At 41.5% G+C, this 1518-nt stretch carries 1 pseudogene; it reads left to right on the forward strand.

The features are described from left to right. Positions 1-128 precede the first annotated feature (128 nt). A pseudogene (locus HC723_RS16760) lies at positions 129-1277 on the forward strand (heparinase II/III domain-containing protein); the annotation flags it as partial. Between the last annotated feature and the right edge of the window lie 241 nt (positions 1278-1518).

The raw sequence follows: 1518 nt of genomic DNA on the forward strand, positions 1-1518 counted from the left end.
AATATATAACAGGTTATTACAGCCGACTCAGACCGCATCAATATAATGGAGGGTTAACACCTAATAGATCGGAACAATTATATTGGGAAAACTCTAAAACTGTGGCCAATTTTCATTGACCACTACAAGTTGAAGCGGCTGATGAAATCAAGCCATTTAACTGGGGTAGCTTATTTGTTACCGACGGTCCTAAGGGTGAAAAAGGCGGGGTAAGCATCCTGCGTCACCGTGATAGCAAAGACGACGATACCATGGCATTGATTTGGTTTGGTCAACATGGCTCAGATCATCAGTATCATTCAGCGTTAGATCACGGTCACTACGATGGTTTACACCTAAGCGTATTTAACCGTGGTCACGAAGTTCTGCATGATTACGGTTATGGTCGTTGGGTTAACGTGGAGCCTAAATTTGGTGGTCGTTACATCCCAGAGAACAAAACATACTGTAAACAAACGGTCGCGCATAACACGGTTGTGGTTGAGCAAAAAACGCAAAACAAATTTAATACTGCTCTAGCAGAAACTAAATTTGGTCAAAAGCATTTCTTTGACGCTGAAAACAGCAACATGCAAGCCATGAGTGGCACTATTTCACAATACTATGATGGCATCGATATGCAACGTAGTGTGATCTTAGCTGAATTAGAAGAATTCGAAAAACCATTAGTGATTGATGTTTATCGTATTCTTGCGGATGCGCCACATCAATACGATCTACCATACCACTACAAAGGTCAGGTTATTCGTACCGATTTTGACTACCAAGTTGAAAGCACATTAAAACCTCTTGGTGCAGACAACGGTTACCAACATTTATGGAACCTTGGCAGTGCGAAAGTTTCTGGTAGCACATTGATCACTTGGTTACATGATTCAAGCTACTACAGCTTAGTATCAAGTGCGCCAGCTGAAAGCGAGTTTATCTTTGCACGTACCGGCGCAACGGATCCCGATTTCAACTTACGTTCGGAGCCTGCGTTGATCTTGCGTCAAAATGCGCAAAATCACGTATTTGCTTCAGTACTTGAAACGCACGGTTACTTTAATGAGTCTATCGAAGCATCGATTGATGCTCGCGGTTTAGTTAAGGCCGTGACAGTGATAGGTCATAATGCAACCGGCACTGTGATTGAGATTGCACTGACCTCAGGTAAGAACTATGTATTTGGTATTTCGAACCGTCCAGTTTCTGCTGAGTTAGAAAATGCTGAGCATAAAGTTGAGTTTGCAGGGACGACTTACCAATGGACTGGTTGTTACGCAAAAATCGACTAATTTAACAATGAAGTATTGTTTCGATTTAGCGTAAGGTAAGCCGAGCTGTGGATTTAATTATTCATGGTTCTGCTTTTTTCGTTATTTATTTTCCGCCTTTATTCGTTGTTCTTCGGTAATCCTCCCATTTCTAACTGTTGTTAAAAGTAGAAGTTAAGCGACCATCAATGGTGGTCTACCACCATTGGCTTTATGAGGCCGTTCATTATTATAAAACCAAAGCCAATTGGTTGCATAGTCT

The sequence above is a fragment of the Vibrio sp. S11_S32 genome, from assembly GCF_014694465.1.
GTDB classification, from domain to species: domain Bacteria; phylum Pseudomonadota; class Gammaproteobacteria; order Enterobacterales; family Vibrionaceae; genus Vibrio; species Vibrio algicola.